We start from the raw sequence: 19,455 nt of genomic DNA on the forward strand, positions 1-19,455 counted from the left end.
GGAGAACAACGTGTTTGAATCGATTGATGAAGCGATCACACAATTAAAAGCGGGGGGAATGATCCTCGTTGTAGATGATGAAGACCGGGAGAATGAAGGGGATTTTTTGGCTCTTGCTGAAACAGCGTCCCCTGAAACAATCAATTTTATGGCAACGCACGGACGCGGTCTCATTTGTGTGCCTTTGACGGAAGAACAGGCTGAGCGCCTGCAGCTTGGGCAGATGGTGTCTCACAGCACAGACCCACATGGAACGGCATTTACTGTCAGCGTCGACCATTCACATACGACAACAGGCATCTCTGCTTTTGAGCGGGCAGAAACGGTCCGCGCTTTAGCAGATGCCAATGCGCAGCCAAGTGATTTTAAACGGCCAGGGCATGTTTTTCCGCTTGTTGCCAAAAACGGCGGTGTGCTGCGCCGGGCTGGCCATACCGAAGCCGCTGTTGATTTTGCAAAACTTTGTGGAGCAAAACCGGCAGGCGTTATTTGCGAAGTGATGAACGAAGACGGATCGATGGCTAGAGTGCCTGAGTTGCGCATCATTGCCGATCAGCACAACCTGCCACTGGTGACGATTAAAGATTTGATCGCTTACCGCCGTAAAACGGAGAAAGTTGTGACGAGAGAAGTGGCTATTTCGTTGCCGACTGAGTATGGCGACTTTAAAGCAGTTGGCTATACGAATACCATCGACGGCAAAGAAAGTGTCGCCCTTGTTAAAGGGGACGTTGGAAATGGTGAGCCTGTTCTAGTCCGCGTTCATTCCGAATGTCTGACTGGTGATGTATTTGGCTCTAAACGATGCGATTGTGGTCCACAATTGCACGCAGCGCTAAAGCAAATTGAAGCTGAAGGACGAGGCGTACTGCTCTATATGAAGCAGGAAGGCCGTGGGATTGGGCTAATCAATAAATTCCGCGCCTATAAGCTGCAAGAAGAAGGCTACGATACAGTGGAAGCGAATGAGCGCCTTGGGTTTCCAGCGGATTTGCGCGAATACGGGATTGGGGCGCAAATCCTACGTGATTTAGGCATCCGTGACATGCGGCTTTTGACGAATAACCCTCGAAAAATTGCAGGGCTAGAAGGCTATGATTTAAACATTGTTGAGCGTGTGCCACTGCAAATGGAAGCTGTAGCCGAAAATGAACGTTATTTGCATACGAAAAGAGAAAAACTTGGGCATATGCTCAATTTATAGGAGGGCTTTAAATGGGGAAAAATTATGAAGGCCATTTGGTGGCATCTGGATTAAAGGTTGGAATTGTTGTGGGTCGTTTCAATGAATTTATTACAAGCAAACTTCTCGGCGGCGCTCAAGATGGGTTAATCCGCCATGGAGCAGATGAAGGCGATATCGATGTGGCTTGGGTTCCAGGAGCGTTCGAGATCCCGTTTGCAGCCAAAAAAATGGCTGAAAGCGGCCGATACGATGCGGTCATCACTTTAGGGACTGTCATACGAGGGTCGACGCCTCATTTTGACTACGTTTGTAATGAAGTGGCGAAAGGCGTCTCTTCATTGGCATTAACAACTGGGATTCCCGTCATTTTTGGTGTCTTAACAACGGATACAATCGAACAAGCTGTTGAACGAGCAGGCACAAAAGCAGGAAACAAAGGATGGGAAGCAGCAAGCGCGGCGATTGAAATGGCGAATCTAGCAAAGCAGTTTGAGGAATAACAGCTAGCATTTTCTATCAGTCTGAGTGATTTTGTCGACAACTCAAACGGCCCTGAAGGGGCCGTTTTTTTCTGCTGTTTTACTTCCTTATTGGCCATTTCGATTGCGTAAAATGTGCTTATGAATAAGTTGGGCATCAGCGAGATTGCTTGGAGCACACCACGATTTCCCAGCGTGGCGTTGACATGCGGCAAGTAAGGCTGTGTCCCAGAGCGGAAGGTTGTAGTCCTCAAAACAGCTAGAGCCTAAATGGGCCAGCCGTGCTTTCATATCTTGTTTTAGCGCACGTGCATTTATGCCTAGTTCGTAAAGGGCGTTTGCCTCAGCAGGAACGCGTTTGAGTAAGCGGCGATACAAAATTGCAGCTCCTTTTATATTGCCTCTTCGCTCATGATAAAGAGCGACCGCTAATTGGATAAGCGTAACCCAATAAGAAGCGCGCTTGTCTTTCGGAACGGATTTCCATTCCGCTTCTAACACTTCGTGGCATTCGAAGTAATCCCGTTTAGCATGAAAATAATAGAGGAAATCAAGATAGCGCTGTTTGTACATCGTTTGTTCCCCTTTGCTGTTGCAAAAAAGTGGTTTATGGTATACTTCTAGCGTGAGTCGACTTTTAGTGGCTAGAAACGGATTGGCCACAAAAGCAGAGGACCGTTGTTTTCGATGTTGATTTAAGATGTCCAAATCTAATGTGGTGATTGAGTGAACACAACAACTTATAACGTAAAAACAGATTCTTTTGAAGGGCCCCTCGATTTGTTGCTCCATTTGATCGCGCAGGCGGAAGTGGACATTTATGATATTCCTGTAGCAAAAATTACAGACCAATATTTACACTATATCCATACAATGCAAGAACTTGAGCTTGACTTAGCAAGCGAATATTTAGTCATGGCGGCCACGCTCTTGCAAATTAAAAGTCAAATGCTTTTGCCAAAGCCCGAGGAGTTGTTTTACGAAGACGAGGGGATGGAAGCAGAAGACCCTCGGGATGAACTCGTTGAGCAGCTTTTGGAATATCGGGCTTTTAAAGAAGCGGCTGAACAATTAAAAGAAAAAGAAGCACAGCGCAGCTTAGTCCATACGAGGCCTCCAAACGATTTGGACGCTTTTTTAAGCGCAGAAGAAGAACGGAAGCTCCAAATCGAAGGCGTCACACTTGCTGATATGCTTGGCGCGTTTCAAAAGCTTCTCCAGCGCAATGCATGGAATGCACCAAAAACGAAAACGGTCCAGAGTGAAGAACAGTCAATTGAACTTCGTATGAACGAACTGTTGGACGAGCTATCGGCCCATTCAGGCAAGGCTCCGTTCCATACGCTGTACGAGACTGGCAATGTGTCTCAGTTGATTGTCACGTTTTTGGCCATGCTTGAGCTCATTAAAACACGGGCGATCCATTGTGTGCAAGAGGAGAGCTTTGCTGAAATTATGATTTACTTATGGGATGGGGATGAGCATGCAAGCAAGTAAGCTCGCAAAAATCGAAGGTTTGCTGTTTGTCACAGGTGATGATGGCATTTCGCCAACAGAAATGGCCGAACTGGTTGAAATTAGTGAAGACGAAGTCATTCAATTGCTTGAAGTGCTTTCAGAACAAATGGCAAAAGAGGAGCGCGGCATTCGGTTAGCGCGTCTTGCCAACCGGTATCGGCTGACAACAAAAGTAGAACATGCTGATATGTATAAAAAGCTGGCTTCATCGCCGATACACGGCGGTCTTTCCCGTGCAGCCCTTGAAACGTTAGCGATTGTTGCTTACAAACAACCAATCACACGGGCTGAAATTGACGAAGTACGGGGAGTCAAGTCGGAGAAAGCGTTGCAATCACTTGTATCAAAACTGTTAATTGAAGAGTGCGGTCGGGCGTCTGGGACAGGCCGGGCAATCCTCTATGGCACGACGCCGTATTTTTTAGACCATTTTGGTTTAGAGTCGTTAGCGGACTTGCCTGACTTAAAAGAGCTTGATTTAAATGAAGAAGAACAGGATGAAACGGATTTGTTCTTTGAAAAGTTGAACGCTGACTTGTAAAACAGCAATGAAGGAGTTTGCGCGATGCAATTAAACCGGCTTGTCAATTTTCACAAAACGCTTGGAGACAAAACTCGTTTGCGCATCATTGCTTTGTTAAAAGATGGGCCTCTTCACGGGCAGGCGATCGCAGAAAAACTTGGCTTAAAACCGCCAACCATTTCTCATCACATTGCCAAACTGCGCGACATTGATTTAATTTACCAAAGGCGTGATAAAAACACGATTTATTTCTATTTGCATGAAAAGAAATTAATGCAAATGGCGCAAGCGATTGTGTTGCTTGGTAGTGAAGACATGTTTGGAGCAATCGAAGTAGATGAGGAAGTCAAACAAAAAGTCATCGGAAATTTTTTGCTGGCAAATGGCAGGCTGAAAACATTGCCTGCACAGCGGAAAAAGAAACTGATTATGCTTGAATACATGACAAAGGGACTGCGGACTGGGAAAGTTTATACGGAAGAGGACATTAACAATCATATTCAACAGTTTTACGATGATTATGCCACCGTCCGACGCGAATGGGTCATGTCCCATTTTATGTTCCGGGAAGACGGGAAGTATGAACTAAACCCTCGGGAGATGTGGCCTGTTTAATCACTTGTTCCACACTAGCACGAACGATCGCCCCGTGAAAACGAGCCCCAGCCAAAGGCATGTGCCTCTGGCTGGGGCTTATCGGTTTTAACAGCCGCGAACATTAATTAAAAGAATCCTTGCGAGTCGTCATTATAGCTGACAAGCATGTTTTTCGTTTGCTGGTAATGGTTAAGCATCATCAAATGTGTTTCACGGCCTACACCTGATTTTTTATAACCGCCAAACGCAGCATGTGCTGGATAAGCATGATAACAATTCACCCAGACACGGCCGGCTTCGATCTGACGTCCAAAGCGGTAAGCGGTGTTGATGTTGCGTGTCCATACGCCTGCACCAAGACCGTAAAGGGAATCATTAGCAATTCGAAGTGCTTCATCTGCATCTTTAAATGTCGCAACGGAAACAACAGGACCAAAGATCTCCTCTTGGAATATCCGCATATTGTTTGTTCCTTTGAAAACGGTAGGCTCTACATAATAGCCGCCGCTGTAATCCCCGCTTAACTGCCTTTGATTGCCGCCTGCAAGAACTTCTGCCCCTTCTTCTTTGCCAATAGCTAGGTAGGACAAGATCTTTTCCAGCTGTTCTTCAGATGCTTGGGCGCCCATCATCGTTTCCGGGTCCAGTGGATTGCCTTGCTTGATGGCAGCAACACGTTGGAGCGCCTTTTCGATAAACGCATCATAAATCGTTTCGTCAATGAGCGCTCGAGATGGGCATGTGCACACTTCACCTTGGTTTAACGCAAACAACACAAACCCTTCAATCGCTTTATCTAAAAAGTCATCCTCTTTCTCCATAACATCTCTGAAAAAGATGTTCGGTGATTTCCCACCTAATTCAAGCGTGACAGGAATCAAGTTTGCAGATGCGTACTCCATAATTAACCGGCCCGTTGTCGTTTCTCCAGTAAAGGCGATTTTTGCGATTCTTGGTGAAGATGCAAGTGGTTTGCCTGCTTCGAGGCCAAAGCCGCTTACCACATTAACGACCCCTGGAGGCAGCAGATCAGAAAGGAGCTCCAGCAGAACAAAAATTGATGCAGGCGTTTGTTCGGCCGGCTTAAGGACGACGCAATTACCAGCCGCCAGTGCAGGCGCTAGCTTCCATACGGCCATTAGAATCGGAAAGTTCCAAGGAATGATTTGACCAACAACACCAAGTGGTTCTTGGAAATGATAAGCAACTGTATTTTCATCAATTTGGCTAAGCGTCCCCTCTTGGGCACGTATCACGCCAGCAAAATAGCGAAAATGGTCGACAGCGAGAGGAATATCGGCGTTTAATGTTTCTCGAATCGGCTTTCCGTTATCCCATGTTTCGGCTACCGCAAGCATTTCCAGGTTTTCTTCGATCCGATCGGCCACTTTATTTAGCAAATTGGCCCGTTGGGCTGCAGGCATTTTTCCCCAGCTGGCCTTCGCATTATGGGCAGCATCAAGGGCTAATTCAACGTCTTCGGCACTGGAACGGGCTACTTCACAAAATGGCTTCCCTGTCACAGGGCTGCGGTTTTCGAAATAGCGCCCGTTGACAGGAGCAACCCATTCGCCTCCAATGAAATTGTCGTAGCGCTCCTTAAAATGGACAAGTGCCCCTTCCGTATTAGGTTGTTGATAAGCCATGGAAAGTGCGTCTTCCGTACTAGATGGTTGATAAGCCATGAGAAATTCCTCCTTTTATGTGGTTTATACGTAGTTTCGAGATAAAGAAAGCGTTTCCCTTCAAATTTATACTTTTTTCGCAATTGGCCAAGAACAGTTGCATATACGTAGGGAGAAAAGGAAAAAGGAGGGAATAATGTGGATTCGCATGAGCAAGCATTAAGAAAATGGAAAGATGAGCTTGCCAGGCTTTGGAAAGAGCAGGAAAGCGAGTTTGTCAGGTCCATAGGAGAAGAGCAAACACAGCCTTTTACAAAGTCGTTAAGCCAATTGGAATATGCGCTTGAACACGATCCTACACAAGCAAACGAACATGCTCAACACGCCTATGACTCATGGGTAGTAATGGCCGATTTAAGAGGAAAAGGGAAAAATAACAGCGTCCCCATCGGCGGTCATAGGCTACCACCAATGCCTTATTCATATAATGCGTTGGAACCGTACATTGATGCAAAGACCATGCGCCTTCATCATTTAAAGCATCATCAGACGTATGTCAATGATTTAAATAAAGCAGAGAAAGAAATGGAAAAGGCGAGACGTACTGGAAATTATGATTTGATTAAGCATTGGGAGAGGGAAGCGGCGTTCAATGGGGCGGGTCATTATTTGCACACGCTTTTTTGGCATGTCATGTCACCAAATGGGGGCGGAGAGCCGCAAGGGCTGCTAAAAGCAAGAATAACAGAAGACTTTGGCTCCTTTCAAAAAATGAAAGCCCATTTTTCCAATGCTGCTGAAAAAGTCGAAGGCGGCGGCTGGGCGATGCTCATTTACGCGCCGAGGTCCCACCGGTTAGAAATTCTTCAGGCGGAAAAGCACCAAAACCTTTCCCAACAAGACCAAGTGCCGCTGTTGGTGTTGGATGTATGGGAGCACGCCTACTATTTAAAGTATCAAAATGAGCGTAAAGCGTATATTGAGGCATGGTGGAATGTTGTGAACTGGAAGGAAGCTGAAAATCGTTACCGCCAGGCCTCGCAGTTAAAATGGGTGCCCTATTAAAAAAACAAACCTAGGAGGGACCTAGATTTGTTTTTGTTTATAAAATCGGCGACAACAGCCGTGAAATTGACTCTTTAAAGCGGACGCTTATTGGCCTGTTTTCATACATTTCTGGCGTAATTTGAGTAGAGTGTTTTACATCATTCTCAAAGTCCGCTATTAGCTGGCCAGCGATTTGACTGTCATAAATAAAGGCATTCACTTCAAAATTGAGCTTAAAGCTCCGTTGATCAATGTTAGCGGTACCGACAGAACAAACCGTTTCATCGACGATCAACACTTTATTATGAATAAAGCCATTTTCATACTGATAGACCGTTGCGCCAGCTCTTAGCATTTCGCCAATATGGGAAGTGGTTGCCCAGTAAACAAACATATGGTCCGGTTTGTTTGGAATCATCAGTTTTACTTCTATGCCTGTTTGTGCAGCGACACGAAGGGCATCAAGCAACGTTTGGTCGGGAATAAAGTAAGGCGTCTGGATTAAAATCGACTTTCGCGCATCCATGATCATTTTTAAATAGCCATTTTTGATTTGTTCAAATTCCGAGTCTGGTCCGCTTGAGACAATTTGTACAGGCGTATCGCCAGCAGGCTGCACTTCTGGAAAATAACGATCATGGTAGGAAATATGGTATTGTTTGGAAGCCTGGTTCCAATCTAAGATAAAGCGTGTTTGAATCGCTTGGACAGCAGGCCCGACGATACGCAAATGGGTATCGCGCCAGTAGCCAAATTTTTTGCTTTTTCCTAAATACTCATCTCCAACGTTAAAGCCGCCGACATAACCGCATTTGCCATCTATGTTAACGAGTTTACGGTGGTTGCGGAAGTTCAAACGCAAGTTAACAATCGTAAACCTAGATGGGAAAAAAATCCCGATTTCTCCGCCTGCTTCACGAAACGCTTTTAAATACTTTTTGCGCAAAGACCGGGAACCGAGGTCATCATAGAGCAAGCGGACTTTTACGCCTTGGCGCGCTTTTTCTGTCAGCGCATCCACGATCGTTTTTCCGATCTCATCGTAACGGAAAATATAATACTGGATGTGGATGAACGTCTCGGCTTGTTTGATGTCCTTTAACAATTGCGCAAATTTTTCTTTGCCGTCGCTGAAAATATCGACACGGTTCTCTTTTGTTAGCAGCGCGTCGTTGCTCATTAGATGCATATAGATCAATTCGCGATTTTTATCAACAGTAGGGCTATAAAAGCGGAACGAAGTGTCTAAAAGGTCACGCTTTTGTTCTTCAATGAAATGCTCGAGTCCTACTTTTTTTATTCCTTCCCATTCAAACATTTTCCTCCGTGTTAATGTTTGCCCGAGGAAAATGTAAATAATAAAGCCGCCTAGTGGAATAAAAAACAGAATAAGCAGCCATGCCCAAGTCGCCTGTGCATCTTTCCGTTCAATAAAAATTAAAATGGCGGCAAGCAAGATATTGACGATCATGAGGGCGACAAGCAAATATGTTGGTATTGCAATTGCAGATTCAATCATCATAAGTATCACTGCCACTTTCTCTTACGATCTAAAAACGCCCCGACCTAAAAATTGCCCAGATAATCCAAAAAAACATTAGTGAGGTAATTACAAGCCCTATTTCAATAGCAGGGATTTGCAATAAGATGGTTGGCTCTGCCGTTAAGGAGCCACCGATAATGACTCCAGCCATAATAATGCTAAATGAAAGGAGCACGATCGAAAAAGCAAGCTTATTGCTAATTCGGTCCACTTTTTGAATCAGATGGTGGATTTCACGAATCGAGATATTGACTTTTAATTTTCCGCCGCGGATATCTTTTAACGTGTTGCGCATATCTCGTGGGAAATAGCGCAATGTTTCCATCCCTTCTTGAAATTCGGCTTGAACTTTTTTAGCAAAGTTGCGTGGATCATAGCGCTCTTTAATCAAGACACGCCCAAACGGTTCCACAATATCAATAATGCGCAATGTCGGAGCAAGTGACGAGACAATGGCTTCCACTGATAATAGGGCTTTTCCGAGCATTGTCAAATCGACAGGGACAATGCAATCATGTTTATTGGCGACGTTGAACAAGTCTTGAACAGCTTCGGCAAGAGAAATGTCAGCCATTGGGATGTCGTAATATTTTAACCGCAAATGGTCAAGGTCATCCCAGAGGCGGTCACGGTCGACGTGGTCGTGAACAATATCCATGCGGAAAAGAGCTTCCATGACGCGGTCGGTATTGCGGCCTTTTAAACCAAGGACAAGCAATGCTAAATTTTGACGCATATCAGTTGTCAAGCGGCCTACCATGCCAAAATCAATCAAAATGATCTCGTTCTCTTTCGTGACAAAGACATTGCCAGGGTGTGGATCGCCATGAAAAAAGCCATGCACAAAGATTTGCTCAAACATCCCAGTGGCAAACCGTTCAGCCACAATCTCTTGGTTAAAGCCTTTGTCGTATGTAGCATCGGTAATTTTCGTGCCATCCACATAGGTCATCGTCAACACCTTCATCGTTGAATGAGACGAGTAGACAACCGGTGTAAAAAGATGTTGTGTTTCCGAGTTTTGCCGCCTAATCCGTTCTGCGTTTTGCGCCTCATTTTTATAATTGATTTCTTCTTTTAGCGCTTCGGCAAACTCGTGGAACAAATCGACGAGACGGAAGCGTTTAACCCAACCGATCCGCTCTTCGGCTAACTCTAGCAAATCTTGCAAAATGGCAAGGTCCGTTTCAATCGTGCGCTCGATTCCTGGGCGCCGTACTTTCACGACGACCTTTTCGCCAGTAGGCAGTTCAGCCCGATGGACTTGTCCAATCGATGCTGCTGCCAACGGGACTGGCTCAAAGGAACGGAATAACTTCTCAAGGGGGGCTTCCAGTTCTACTTCAATGATGTCTTTCACCTCTTGATAGGCAAAGCTCGGTACATTGTCTTGAAGGTTCTCCAGTTCGGTTAGCACATAAGCAGGAAAGAGGTCGCCCCGTGTACTCGCAAGTTGTCCAAGTTTAATGAAAGTAGGGCCAAGCTCTTCTAAAAGCAGGCGAATCCGCTTGGCGACCGAAAGCGAAGAGTCTTGGGCACGTTTTTTTTTGGTTCGTTTTTTAGTGCGATCTAGCAGCCCTAAATCACGGACAATTTGGCCAAAGCCATAGTGATAAAGGGCTGTAATAATATCTTGGTACCTAGAAAGGTAGCGAATGCGCGTTTTTAACATAGGTTTCGTCCTTTCCAGTCCTAGTTCGTTCTGTTACTTTTCTGCGTCCTTCTCGCTAAGGGCTTTTTCGAGGGCAGCGACACGCGCTTTAAGGGCGTCGACCTCTTCCTTTGTCGGCACATCTAGAGACGATAAGAATTGTTTCGTCCGCTCTTGAATCATGTTTTCCATATTTTCCTGCGCCTTTTGCCCCTTTGCCAGCAAGTCATCGATAAGTTGGTTCGATTCAGACCGTTTGACTTCACCGCGTTGCACTAAATCATTGACTGTTTTTTCAATTTGTTCTTTGCTCGCGGCAGCAGCGCCTACACCTAAGGAATACATATTGTTTAAAAGATCTTTCATTGCCATTTTTTCACCCTCCTAATGCAATTTAATGTTGTAGGTTCATTGTATACAAAAGCAGTTGGCAAACACAATCAATATATAATATGTGTTTCCTTGTTTTACGACAAAAGCAAGCACGATGTTTCATGTTCGTTTATCAAAACATAACAATTGTTTTTATTAAGCAATTGTTGCTTTTACTCGGCTCTGTATGTTTGCAAGAAAAGTGGTTCGCCATCAATCCATTCAGCATACAGGACGTCTTTATATGATAGGATGCCTCGCTCTTTTAATTGATCTTTAAGCCAGGTTTCATCTTGACCAATTTCCTTTAAAGCTTTTTTGATGATTTCCCCATCCATAATTAACAGGATTGGCATTGGCAAGTTTTTTGGGTTTAGGGAAAGGTCACGGTTAGTTGGCTGTGCGTAAAGCGGTTTGAGTTGGACGTTTACTGTACCGTTTGTTTCTAAAATGCCGTATTCGACTTGACGGACTGAGAACACACTTTTTTCACGCAAAAGATGTTGGAGCTGGTTCAAATCAAGTTTATTTTTGCGGAGTTCCTCATATTGAATTCGGCCTTTAGCAATCACAATCGCTGGCGTGCCTTCAAGGAAACCCCGAGTGAAACGAAATTTTTGCGTGATGATTTCAATACAATAAATAAGTGAGCCCCATACGAAAATGGCATAGAGCACATACTGGAGGCCAATATCTTTATCATAGATGGCATTGCCGACTAATTCGCCGATAACGAGTGCCGAAATAAAGTCAAACGGTGTTAATTGTGTAATTTGGTTTTTGCCAAGAACTTTTGTTAGCAACAGCAGAGCAAAGAAGCCAACAATGAGCTCGGTTGTGAGAAACAGATACCCGTCCATCGTCTACCATCCCCCAATTTCAAGATCTGTTCGTATATTAGAGTGCAGCAAATGCAGATAATGATGTAGTGCTAAATAGGCAAGCGAAAAATTTACAAAAATTTCATGTTTAAACGATTTCTAACTAAAACAACCTAAGTGTGTGTCTAGATATGATTTGTAGGTGGAGGTGAAACTAAACATGAAAAGAAAATTGGTTTCGATACTTGCTGTTCTCCTCTGTTTAGGAGCTTGTACTCAAGCTGAAGATGAACGAGGCAGCGCCTTCAAACTCCAGGAAGCCGCAGGCCATGGCCAAGAAGCTTCGGATAGGGCGAAGGACGAGATTCTGGCGATGGAAGAAGTGATCAGCGTCAGAGGCATACAGTATAAAGAAGAAATGGTCATGGCGATGCATGTCAAGCAAGTGGATCGCTTTCAATTAAAAGACGTACGAAAAAAAGCATTTGACCGGATCAAAGCATTATATCCAGATTATACGATCCACATTTCCACAGATAAGAAAATCTACAAAGAATTAGAGGACGCTGAAAACAAAGTGAAAGCTGGCAATTTAAGTGAAAAAGAGCTAGAAAAAACGATCAATGTCATTGAAAAGCATTCGAAAGGATAGGGCACATATGGCAAAAAAACAGCTTACGCCGCAGCAACAAGAATACCAGAAACTGCATAGTTCTTATGAGAAAAAGCGGCCTGTACTTAAAAACTGTATTTACGCCTTTTTTATTGGCGGTTTTATTTGTTTAATTGGACAATGTTTGCACGTTTTTTTTTATACGAATTTTAATTTTACCGAAAAAACGGCCGGAAACCCGACAGTCGCCGTATTGATTTTTTTGTCGACGTTAATGACAGGCCTTGGCTTTTATGATCGGATTGCGCAAATTGCAGGGGCTGGGACAGCAGTGCCAGTGACTGGTTTTGCGAACTCGATTGCATCGGCTGCAATTGAGCATCGGACGGAAGGGTATGTGCTCGGCGTCGGTGGCAACATGTTCAAATTAGCTGGTTCGGTTATTGTTTTTGGCACTGTGGCCGCTTTCTTTATTGCGCTCATTAAAACGATTTTAATGAAAGTGGGGGTGCTTTAATGCTCGCAGGCAAACAGAGTTGGATTTTTGACAGCAAACCAGTCATAACGGCGACAGGAACTGTGGGGGGCCCGTTTGAAGCAAATGGCGCCATTCCAGAAGCGTTTGATTTATTGCATGACGATTTATGGATCGGCGAAGATTCTTATGAAAAAGCGCAGACTGTTCTGATTGAAGGCGCGGTAACAGAAACGTTGAAAAAAGCGTCCCTAAAAAAAGAAGACGTCAACTTTATGCTTGCTGGCGATTTGGTTAATCAGCTTACGCCTTCCAGTTTTGCCGGCCGTACCATTGGCATTCCGTATTTAGGCATGTTTGGTGCTTGTTCAACATCGATGGAAGGGCTAGCGATCGGTGCGATGATTATGGAAGCGAACGGAGCCAGGCATATTATTAGCGTCGCTTCAAGCCATAACACAGCGACTGAAAAGCAATTCCGCTACCCGACTGAGTATGGGAGCCAGAAACCGCCTACCGCGCAATGGACAGCAACAGCCGCCGGGGCGTGCCTGCTTGAAAAAACAGGCACAGGGCCAGTCGTTACAAAAGCAACAATTGGTCGCATTGTCGATATGGGCTTATCCGACCCTTATGATATGGGAGGAGCGATGGCGCCTGCTGCTGCTGACACGATTGCCGCCCATTTTCGCGACACGAACAGCAAACCCGATGACTATGATTTAATTGTATCGGGCGACCTTGGCCAAATCGGCTTGCCGATCTGCCGTGACTTATTAAAGCAACAAGGGTATGACCTTGACCACAGCAAGTTTCAGGATTGTGGCTTAATGCTCTATAAAGAAGACCAGCCTGTTATGGCTGGCGCAAGCGGGCCAGGCTGTTCTGCTGTCGTCACGTACGGGCATCTTTTGAAAAAAATGCAAAAAGGGGAGTTAAAACGGTTGCTCGTTGTGGCAACGGGCGCATTGCTTTCTCCTTTGTCTTATCAGCAAAAAGAGTCGATTCCTTGTATCGCTCATGCGGTGTCGATTGAAGCGAACGGAGGGATGTCATGATTTTTTTGTGGGCCTTTTTAGTTGGCGGTGTCATTTGCGTCATTGGCCAACTGCTTATGGATGTCGGCAAGCTGACACCAGCCCATACGATGTCGACGCTCGTCGTATCAGGGGCGATTTTAAGCGGCTTTGGTTTATATGAACCGTTAATTGATTTTGCTGGCGCAGGCGTGACTGTACCTATCACAAGTTTCGGAAATTCCCTTGTACAAGGGGCGTTAATGGAAGCAAATCGCGTCGGCTTGATTGGAATTATTACCGGCATTTTTGAAGTGACGAGCGCCGGTATCTCTGCTGCGATCATCTTTGGATTTTTGGCTTCCCTTTGTTTTAAACCAAAAGGCTAAACTGTTTGTATGTAAGAATAAAAACCTTTTCGCCGTTCAAAACAGGTGAAAAGGTTTTTGGTCGTGGTTGAATTCGAACAAGCCCGTCATATTCATAGCTTGTTCGCATAAAGTGGTACTAAACGGAGTGGAGGCTGGAGGGTATGATGAAAAAAACAATCGTTCACTGTTTATTGGTCGGGTTCTTGTTTTTTTTCCAGAGTAGCGAGGTGCTTGCGAATGAACCTGCAACATTTCCTGTTTCTGGACAGGCCGCTATTTTGATGGAACAGTCTTCTGGCCGTGTTCTGTATAGCAAAAATGAACATCAGCCTTTGAAAATCGCCAGTATTACAAAGATAATGACGGCCATCTTAGCGATTGAATCAGGCAAGCTAGACGAGACAGTAACCGTATCTAAACGTGCTGAGGGAACAGAAGGTTCCTCCCTGTATTTAGTGGCTGGTGAAAAATTAACGCTCCGCGACTTGGTGTATGGGCTTATGCTACGGAGCGGCAACGACGCAGCTATAGCGATTGCTGAACATGTTGGCGGCAGCGTCGAAGGCTTTGTATTTTTAATGAACGAAAAGGCAGAGGAAATTGGCATGTCTAATACGCTATTTCGCAATCCACACGGACTTGATACAGATGAGGACCACTTGTCGAGTGCGTACGACATGGCGCTTTTAACGCAATATGCGATGGGGAACGAAGAATACCGAGATATTTCATCGACAAAAGACTACCGTTCAAAAGGCGATAAAGTCCGTGTATTTCATAATAAAAACCGCCTCCTTACCGAGAAGTACAGTTACTCAACCGGCGGGAAAACAGGTTATACGAAATTAGCAAAACGAACGCTTGTGTCTACCGCTTCCAAAGACGGGCTTGATTTAATTGCCGTTACGTTAAATGCCCCTGATGACTGGGACGACCATATGCATATGTTTAACTGGGGCTTTGAGCATTACAGCCTTGAACGGCTCGTGTCAAAAGGGAAACTGAAAAGCAAAGTCGATCCATTTTACGAAGGCAATTTGTATGTCCCGTATGATGTTGTGTATCCGCTAACGAGAGAAGAGAAAAGTCAGTTGCAGTCTGCTTTAACGCTGAAGAATCCCCCGAAAAGAGGAAAGTTTACTGACCAGGAGCTGCTTGAACCAATTGGAAAGTTAGCGTTTACGGTTGATGGCAAAACAATTGAATCAATCCCTCTTTATTATCAGGCTCAAGAAGAGGAGCACGTGTCTTTGTTTCAAAAGATTGGGCGGTTGCTAACATTCATCATTGGGGTGCGGCCTTTATGATTAACGTGATTTGGGCCGGTATGCTATTGATCGGTCTTATCTATGCAGGTGTGAACGGGACAATGGCAGAGGTGACAGAGAGCGTCTTCACCGGGGCGAAAGAAGCGGTAACGATATGCATCGGCTTGATTAGCGTACTGACATTCTGGCTTGGGCTGATGAAAGTCGCAGAAGCGGCCGGGCTTCTCAAGGCATTGGCGAAAATGGTCCATCCCCTTGCAAGGCGTCTTTTTCCAGAAGTGCCAAAAGATCACCCAGCAATGGGTTATATATTGTCAAACATGACCGCTAATGTGTTTGGTCTTGGCAATGCGGCAACACCGATGGGCATCAAGGCGATGGAGGAGTTGAAACGGCTAAATGGCGGCAAAGAAGAGGCGAGCCGTTCTATGGTCACGTTGCTTGCGTTAAACACAGCATGCTTAACGCTCGTGCCGACAACGGTCATTTCCATTCGTATGTCGTACGGTTCTGCGGCGCCTACAGATATTGTCAGCACGACGATTTTAGCTTCTGGCTGCGCCATGCTAGGGGCGATTTGCATTGACCGCCTTTTTTATATGCGCCGGGCGCGAAAGGAGCGTAAAAAGAAATGACCTATTTAACATCGCTTTCCGTGTGGCTCATCCCGTTGCTCATCGGTTTTGTCGTCGTGGTGGCTTCGTTTAAGCGCGTGCCGACGTATGAAACGTTTGTATCGGGTGCAAAAGAAGGGTTTAGCATGGCTGTTTCGATTATCCCTTATTTAGTCGGGATGCTCGTCGCGATTTATGTGTTTCGCGCTTCAGGGGCGATGGAGGCTCTTGTCGGCGCCATGGCCCCGGTACTAAGCTGGGTCGGCATTCCTGCCGATATTGTGCCGCTCGCGCTAATGCGTCCAATTTCTGGAACAGGTGCTCTTGGGTTAATGACTGATCTAACTGCTGTCCATGGTCCCGACTCTTACATTGGCCGCTTAGCTGCTACGCTGCAAGGAAGCACAGATACAACGTTCTATATTTTAACGGTATATTTTGGTGCAGTCGGCATCAAGAAAATGGGCGATGCCCTCAAAGTCGGACTACTTGCTGACTTAGTCGGCATGATTGCTGCTGTTGTCGTCGTTAGCCTCGTCTTTGGGTAAGCGAGGAGAAATACATGACAAGCAAAAGAGCGTGGCTGGCAAAAGCTGGACGCGTTTTTTTCTATTGGGGAAATGTTATGTCATTTGTTTGATTTTTCGAGTCTGATTAAATCTCTACTTTCGCCTACTTGTATCAGCTGCTTGAAGGCGGTATGATGGCAAAGAGGTGAACACGATGGAACGATTGCAAAAAGTTATCGCCAAAGCAGGAGTGGCTTCGAGAAGAAAAGCAGAAGAATATATTGTTGAAGGTAGAGTGAAAGTAAACGGCGAAACGGTTACAGAATTAGGAACAAAAGTAAATCCAAGCAAAGACGCTGTTGAAGTGGACGGCGTTCCCCTTGATAAAGAAGAGCCTGTCTACCATTTGTTGTATAAACCGACTGGCGTCGTGTCAACATCAAATGACGAGAAAGGGCGGAAAGTCGTCACAGATTTTATTGAAAGCGAACAAAGAATTTATCCGATTGGCCGGTTGGATTATGACACATCTGGTTTGCTTCTGCTTACAAATGATGGAGAGTTTGCCCATCTGCTCATGCATCCCCGTTATAAAATTGAAAAAGAGTACATTGCCAAAGTGAAAGGAATCCCTGAACGAAAACGGATCAAAGAACTTGAAACCGGGATTGTCTTAGAAGATGGCAAGACTGCCCCGGCGAAAGCAAAAGTCCTGTCGATTGACAAGAAAAAGCAAACAGCAATTGTGCGGCTCATTATCCATGAAGGCAAAAACCGCCAAGTCCGCCGGATGTTTGAAGCAATTGGCCATCCTGTTGTAAAGTTAAAGCGCGAGCGCTACGGGTTTTTAACGCTTGGCCATTTACATCCAGGCGAATCAAGGCCGTTAAAGCCGATTGAAGTCAAACAATTAAAGGAACTGGCTGTCACGAAACCGTCATAAAATTGCAGGCGGACAAAACGAAGAAAGCGCTATAATGTAAGAAAACGTTCACATTTTCGCGAGAGGAGGGGACGTCGCTTGGGTAAAAGCAAAAAGAAAAGGAGCATTATCCGTTTTACGGTGTTATTTGCAATCGTGTGTGCAATTGGCTACACGATTTATGCGAATGCCGCCTCTGAACAGGGAGCAGTTAAAGTCGGAGAACCGGCGACCAACTTTGCGTTAGTCGATCTGGAACAGGAGCGGTTTGAGCTTGGCCAAAATCAAGGCAAAGGTGTATTCATTAACTTTTGGGGCACGTTCTGTGAGCCGTGCGAGCGGGAAATGCCTTACATTGAAAATGCATATGAGCAATACAAAGACGAAGTTGAAATGATTGCCGTCAATGTTGATGAGGCGCCCCTAACGGTCCAGTCATTTATCAATCGCCATGGCCTTACTTTTCCAGTCGCCATTGATGAGCGCCGGGAAGTAACACGGGCGTATGGAATCGGCCCGCTTCCAGCTACAATTTTAGTGGACGAGCACGGCATTGTGCAAAAAGTACATACAGGCGCAATGACAGAGGAAATGGTCCACGAATTTTTCCAAAGCATTGTTCCTGACGCATAAGGGCATCTGGGGGGATTTGTCATGAACGAACAGACGCACGTATGTGAGTGCGGACATAAAAACAGAGAAGGCACCGAGATGTGCGCTGCATGTGGGAAGCCTCTGACGGAAAAAGCGCGCACAGAAGGCGTGAACATGCGCTACGAGGGGGCAGCGATCCGCTCAAAAAAGCGGAAAGTAACGGTACTCGATCGGATTTGGGGTTTCTTTTCTTCCGTGAAAGTCGGCGTATGGATTATTGTTTTGCTGCTGCTTGCCTCGGGAGTCGGGACGATCTTGCCGCAAGAAAATTTAATTGGCGAAGACCCAGCAGTATTTTATGAACAAGAGTATGGCAGCTTAGGACTGCTTTATTACAATTTGGGCTTGCATGAACTGTATAGTTCGTGGTGGTATATTGCTTTAATTGCCGCACTTGGCATCTCTATTATTGTTGCCAGCATTGACCGTGGCGTACCCTTGTATAAAGCGTTAAAGTCGCAACGGGTAACGCGCCATAAGCATTTTATGACTCGGCAGCGTTTATTTTCAAAGACAGAAATCGTGCCTTCAGAAGCGGAGCGAGCGATTTCTGAAGCGGCAGAAAGGTTAAAACGTAAACGCTACCGCATTCGCGTCGAGAATGGGAATGTACTTGCGGAAAAAAACCGCTTTGCCCGTTGGGGCCCGTACGTTAACCATCTAGGCTTAATTTTGTTTCTGATCGGTTGTTTGCTTCGCTACATTCCGGGCATGTATGTAGATACGCAAATGTGGGTCCGTGAAGGAGAACAAAGCCCTATACCAGAAACAGAAGGTTATTTTATCGAAAACCGTGGCTTTACGGTAGAGCTATACGACGAAAATGATGAGCGCTTCCAAGATGCGTTTGCATCAAGCAATGCAGTCGTTCCGGAGACGTTTGAAACCGATGCCGTTCTTTATAAACGGCAAGAATCAGGAATTGTCGGAGAGAGCGGCGAGCTTGAACAGGTGCAAGAAAAGCAAATTCGTGTCAACGATCCGCTCAAATTTGATTCATTTTCCCTTTATCAAACGGATTACCGCTTAAATGAGTTGCATGAAATGACGTTTACATTGGAACATAAAGACACTGGCGATACATTTGGCGAATTAACCGTTCATTTGCTTAATCCTGAGAAATCTTATGACCTTGGCGACGGGTATTCCGTGGTGCTTGATGAATATTTCCCTGATTTTTATATGAATAGTAATGATGAACCATCTACACGTTCAAGTGTGCCGAATAATCCGTTCTTTATTTTTACCATGTATACACCTGATACCCCAGATGGTGAAACAAGCATGGTCGGTATTCAACAAAATTTAGAACCGTTAGGGGAAAATGAATATAAAATGACATTTGTTGATGTCGATTTAGTCAATGTCAGCATTTTAACGGTCCGAAAAGACTTGACGATGCCACTTTTAATTGCTGGAGGGTCGATCTTTATTATTGGGCTCATTCAAGGGTCGTACTGGGCTCACAGGCGTGTGTGGCTGCAACAAGTTGGAGGGGAAGTTTGGATTGCTGGCCATACAAACCGGAACTGGCTGTCTTTTAAAAGGGAAATTGACGATGCATTGGAAGGCAATGCGCTTATACCTCCTGTCGATCAAGAGGATGAAGCGGAGAGCCGCCCAGAAGGAGCATAATAGAAATAGGGGGACG

22 protein-coding genes are annotated in these 19,455 nt (G+C 45.3%); 16 read left to right on the forward strand and 6 right to left on the reverse strand.

The features are described from left to right. Window positions 1-10 precede the first annotated feature (10 nt). Both BUC05_RS02560 and ribH read left to right on the forward strand, forming a co-directional pair. On the forward strand, window positions 11-1,204 hold the full coding sequence (locus BUC05_RS02560; RefSeq protein WP_011246655.1) for a bifunctional 3,4-dihydroxy-2-butanone-4-phosphate synthase/GTP cyclohydrolase II: 1,194 nt from the start codon (window positions 11-13) through the stop codon (window positions 1,202-1,204). Between the two features lie 11 nt (window positions 1,205-1,215). Further along, a complete protein-coding gene (gene ribH / locus BUC05_RS02565; RefSeq protein ID WP_011246656.1) occupies window positions 1,216-1,686 on the forward strand; it encodes a 6,7-dimethyl-8-ribityllumazine synthase in 471 nt (156 codons plus the stop codon). A gap of 87 nt (window positions 1,687-1,773) precedes the next feature. Here the strand turns inward: ribH and BUC05_RS02570 are convergent, their stop codons facing one another. Then, the gene (locus tag BUC05_RS02570; RefSeq protein ID WP_011246657.1) at window positions 1,774-2,238 is read right to left on the reverse strand and encodes a DUF309 domain-containing protein; all 465 of its coding nucleotides are present in this window, start codon (window positions 2,236-2,238) and stop codon (window positions 1,774-1,776) included. 153 nt (window positions 2,239-2,391) lie between these two features. Here BUC05_RS02570 and BUC05_RS02575 point away from each other — a divergent pair, with 153 nt between their 5' ends. Genes BUC05_RS02575 through BUC05_RS02585 form a run of 3 tightly spaced genes read left to right on the forward strand, consistent with a single transcriptional unit; the run spans window position 2,392 to window position 4,321 of the window. Next, window positions 2,392-3,162: a segregation/condensation protein A gene (locus tag BUC05_RS02575; protein WP_011246658.1), complete on the forward strand. Its 771-nt coding sequence runs from the start codon at window positions 2,392-2,394 to the stop codon at window positions 3,160-3,162. Beyond that, on the forward strand, window positions 3,143-3,724 hold the full coding sequence (scpB, locus tag BUC05_RS02580; protein WP_011246659.1) for an SMC-Scp complex subunit ScpB: 582 nt from the start codon (window positions 3,143-3,145) through the stop codon (window positions 3,722-3,724). The genes BUC05_RS02575 and scpB overlap by 20 nt, the downstream gene beginning before the upstream one ends. 24 nt (window positions 3,725-3,748) lie before the next feature. After that, window positions 3,749-4,321, forward strand: a complete 573-nt coding sequence (locus tag BUC05_RS02585; RefSeq protein WP_011246660.1) for a DUF2087 domain-containing protein — start codon at window positions 3,749-3,751, stop codon at window positions 4,319-4,321. A 107-nt stretch (window positions 4,322-4,428) separates the two neighbouring features. Here BUC05_RS02585 and adh read toward each other — a convergent pair whose 3' ends face one another. Next, window positions 4,429-5,949 carry an aldehyde dehydrogenase gene (adh, locus tag BUC05_RS02590; protein ID WP_011246661.1) on the reverse strand — a complete coding sequence of 507 codons (1,521 nt, stop codon included), beginning with the start codon at window positions 5,947-5,949 and terminating at the stop codon, window positions 4,429-4,431. A 177-nt stretch (window positions 5,950-6,126) separates the two neighbouring features. Here adh and BUC05_RS02595 point away from each other — a divergent pair, with 177 nt between their 5' ends. Continuing rightward, entirely contained in the window at window positions 6,127-6,993 is an 867-nt protein-coding gene (locus BUC05_RS02595; protein ID WP_011246662.1) for a superoxide dismutase, read from the forward strand. Between the two features lie 37 nt (window positions 6,994-7,030). Here BUC05_RS02595 and cls read toward each other — a convergent pair whose 3' ends face one another. The 4 genes from cls to BUC05_RS02615 all read right to left on the reverse strand — a co-directional run bounded on the left by cls (window position 7,031) and on the right by BUC05_RS02615 (window position 11,401). Further along, window positions 7,031-8,497 carry a cardiolipin synthase gene (gene cls / locus BUC05_RS02600; protein WP_095254705.1) on the reverse strand — a complete coding sequence of 489 codons (1,467 nt, stop codon included), beginning with the start codon at window positions 8,495-8,497 and terminating at the stop codon, window positions 7,031-7,033. A 28-nt stretch (window positions 8,498-8,525) separates the two neighbouring features. Beyond that, window positions 8,526-10,190 carry an ABC1 kinase family protein gene (locus tag BUC05_RS02605; RefSeq protein WP_035204084.1) on the reverse strand — a complete coding sequence of 555 codons (1,665 nt, stop codon included), beginning with the start codon at window positions 10,188-10,190 and terminating at the stop codon, window positions 8,526-8,528. Window positions 10,191-10,223: 33 nt separating this feature from the next. Further along, window positions 10,224-10,541, reverse strand: coding sequence for a phasin family protein (locus BUC05_RS02610; protein WP_235360792.1), 318 nt, complete (start codon window positions 10,539-10,541; stop codon window positions 10,224-10,226). 173 nt (window positions 10,542-10,714) lie between these two features. Beyond that, on the reverse strand, window positions 10,715-11,401 hold the full coding sequence (locus tag BUC05_RS02615) for a DUF421 domain-containing protein (RefSeq protein WP_011246666.1): 687 nt from the start codon (window positions 11,399-11,401) through the stop codon (window positions 10,715-10,717). Between the two features lie 181 nt (window positions 11,402-11,582). Here BUC05_RS02615 and BUC05_RS02620 point away from each other — a divergent pair, with 181 nt between their 5' ends. The 10 genes from BUC05_RS02620 (at window position 11,583) to resB (ending at window position 19,439) form a co-directional block, all read left to right on the forward strand. After that, a complete protein-coding gene (locus tag BUC05_RS02620; protein ID WP_035204085.1) occupies window positions 11,583-12,014 on the forward strand; it encodes a YhcN/YlaJ family sporulation lipoprotein in 432 nt (143 codons plus the stop codon). A gap of 7 nt (window positions 12,015-12,021) precedes the next feature. Beyond that, window positions 12,022-12,492 (forward strand): stage V sporulation protein AC, encoded by a 471-nt coding sequence (gene spoVAC / locus BUC05_RS02625; RefSeq protein WP_011246668.1) that lies wholly within the window; start codon window positions 12,022-12,024, stop codon window positions 12,490-12,492. After that, window positions 12,492-13,508 (forward strand): stage V sporulation protein AD, encoded by a 1,017-nt coding sequence (gene spoVAD, locus BUC05_RS02630; protein ID WP_011246669.1) that lies wholly within the window; start codon window positions 12,492-12,494, stop codon window positions 13,506-13,508. The genes spoVAC and spoVAD overlap by 1 nt, the downstream gene beginning before the upstream one ends. After that, window positions 13,505-13,855: a stage V sporulation protein AE gene (gene spoVAE / locus BUC05_RS02635; protein ID WP_011246670.1), complete on the forward strand. Its 351-nt coding sequence runs from the start codon at window positions 13,505-13,507 to the stop codon at window positions 13,853-13,855. Before spoVAD ends, spoVAE begins: the two co-directional genes overlap by 4 nt. A gap of 146 nt (window positions 13,856-14,001) precedes the next feature. Then, window positions 14,002-15,144: a D-alanyl-D-alanine carboxypeptidase family protein gene (locus tag BUC05_RS02640; protein WP_035204256.1), complete on the forward strand. Its 1,143-nt coding sequence runs from the start codon at window positions 14,002-14,004 to the stop codon at window positions 15,142-15,144. Beyond that, complete coding sequence (locus tag BUC05_RS02645) at window positions 15,141-15,740, forward strand: nucleoside recognition domain-containing protein (protein WP_011246672.1); 600 nt, start codon at window positions 15,141-15,143, stop codon at window positions 15,738-15,740. The genes BUC05_RS02640 and BUC05_RS02645 overlap by 4 nt, the downstream gene beginning before the upstream one ends. Beyond that, window positions 15,737-16,267 carry a spore maturation protein gene (locus BUC05_RS02650; RefSeq protein WP_011246673.1) on the forward strand — a complete coding sequence of 177 codons (531 nt, stop codon included), beginning with the start codon at window positions 15,737-15,739 and terminating at the stop codon, window positions 16,265-16,267. The genes BUC05_RS02645 and BUC05_RS02650 overlap by 4 nt, the downstream gene beginning before the upstream one ends. 175 nt (window positions 16,268-16,442) lie before the next feature. Then, complete coding sequence (locus tag BUC05_RS02655) at window positions 16,443-17,171, forward strand: pseudouridine synthase (RefSeq protein ID WP_011246674.1); 729 nt, start codon at window positions 16,443-16,445, stop codon at window positions 17,169-17,171. 78 nt (window positions 17,172-17,249) lie between these two features. Continuing rightward, window positions 17,250-17,783, forward strand: a complete 534-nt coding sequence (resA, locus tag BUC05_RS02660) for a thiol-disulfide oxidoreductase ResA (protein WP_011246675.1) — start codon at window positions 17,250-17,252, stop codon at window positions 17,781-17,783. A 21-nt stretch (window positions 17,784-17,804) separates the two neighbouring features. After that, a complete protein-coding gene (resB, locus tag BUC05_RS02665; protein ID WP_035204086.1) occupies window positions 17,805-19,439 on the forward strand; it encodes a cytochrome c biogenesis protein ResB in 1,635 nt (544 codons plus the stop codon). Window positions 19,440-19,455 lie beyond the last annotated feature (16 nt).

The sequence above is a fragment of the Shouchella rhizosphaerae genome, from assembly GCF_900142675.1.
GTDB lineage: Bacteria > Bacillota > Bacilli > Bacillales > Bacillaceae_D > Shouchella > Shouchella rhizosphaerae.

Coding starts and splice junctions, on each gene's coding strand:
- ribH (WP_011246656.1), top strand. CDS start 1,216: ATGGGGAAAAATTATGAAGGCCATTTGGTGGCATCTGGATTAAAGGTT.
- BUC05_RS02570 (WP_011246657.1), bottom strand. CDS start 2,238: ATGTACAAACAGCGCTATCTTGATTTCCTCTATTATTTTCATGCTAAA.
- scpB (WP_011246659.1), top strand. CDS start 3,143: ATGAGCATGCAAGCAAGTAAGCTCGCAAAAATCGAAGGTTTGCTGTTT.
- BUC05_RS02585 (WP_011246660.1), top strand. CDS start 3,749: ATGCAATTAAACCGGCTTGTCAATTTTCACAAAACGCTTGGAGACAAA.
- adh (WP_011246661.1), bottom strand. CDS start 5,949: ATGGCTTATCAACAACCTAATACGGAAGGGGCACTTGTCCATTTTAAG.
- cls (WP_095254705.1), bottom strand. CDS start 8,497: ATGATGATTGAATCTGCAATTGCAATACCAACATATTTGCTTGTCGCC.
- BUC05_RS02605 (WP_035204084.1), bottom strand. CDS start 10,190: ATGTTAAAAACGCGCATTCGCTACCTTTCTAGGTACCAAGATATTATT.
- BUC05_RS02610 (WP_235360792.1), bottom strand. CDS start 10,541: ATGGCAATGAAAGATCTTTTAAACAATATGTATTCCTTAGGTGTAGGC.
- BUC05_RS02615 (WP_011246666.1), bottom strand. CDS start 11,401: ATGGACGGGTATCTGTTTCTCACAACCGAGCTCATTGTTGGCTTCTTT.
- BUC05_RS02620 (WP_035204085.1), top strand. CDS start 11,583: ATGAAAAGAAAATTGGTTTCGATACTTGCTGTTCTCCTCTGTTTAGGA.
- spoVAC (WP_011246668.1), top strand. CDS start 12,022: ATGGCAAAAAAACAGCTTACGCCGCAGCAACAAGAATACCAGAAACTG.
- spoVAD (WP_011246669.1), top strand. CDS start 12,492: ATGCTCGCAGGCAAACAGAGTTGGATTTTTGACAGCAAACCAGTCATA.
- spoVAE (WP_011246670.1), top strand. CDS start 13,505: ATGATTTTTTTGTGGGCCTTTTTAGTTGGCGGTGTCATTTGCGTCATT.
- BUC05_RS02640 (WP_035204256.1), top strand. CDS start 14,002: ATGAAAAAAACAATCGTTCACTGTTTATTGGTCGGGTTCTTGTTTTTT.
- BUC05_RS02645 (WP_011246672.1), top strand. CDS start 15,141: ATGATTAACGTGATTTGGGCCGGTATGCTATTGATCGGTCTTATCTAT.
- BUC05_RS02650 (WP_011246673.1), top strand. CDS start 15,737: ATGACCTATTTAACATCGCTTTCCGTGTGGCTCATCCCGTTGCTCATC.
- BUC05_RS02655 (WP_011246674.1), top strand. CDS start 16,443: ATGGAACGATTGCAAAAAGTTATCGCCAAAGCAGGAGTGGCTTCGAGA.
- resB (WP_035204086.1), top strand. CDS start 17,805: ATGAACGAACAGACGCACGTATGTGAGTGCGGACATAAAAACAGAGAA.